This window comes from Neisseria sp. P0014.S009 (assembly GCF_051958155.1).
In the GTDB taxonomy this organism is placed as follows: domain Bacteria; phylum Pseudomonadota; class Gammaproteobacteria; order Burkholderiales; family Neisseriaceae; genus Neisseria; species Neisseria flavescens_C.
In genome coordinates, this window is the sequence record NZ_JBQCVS010000221.1 from 1 (window position 1) to 243 (window position 243).

At 37.0% G+C, this 243-nt stretch carries 1 protein-coding gene; it reads right to left on the reverse strand.

Annotated features, from left to right (window positions below):
* On the reverse strand, nt 1-243 hold a 243-nt coding region (locus tag ACTHS4_RS12405; RefSeq protein ID WP_440366039.1), incomplete at both ends, for a TonB-dependent receptor domain-containing protein.

The following is a 243-nucleotide window of genomic DNA, read 5'->3' on the forward strand; positions in this document are numbered from 1 at the left end:
CTTCACAATAGTGTTTTGGGTTTTATTTTTTGCATGGGTATAGGTGTAGTTTGCCCCTAACGTTAAATTATCGGTTGCAAAAACATTCACCGCTAATTCAACACCTTTAAAGGCTTCTTTACCCACATTTTGATATTGATTGAGTTTTTTGCTAATCGCGACTTCTTCAATCGCATCTTTTACTTCAGAATAGAAAAGTGCGCTATCCACTCTTAACCAATCGCCGAAGGTATGCATATAGCT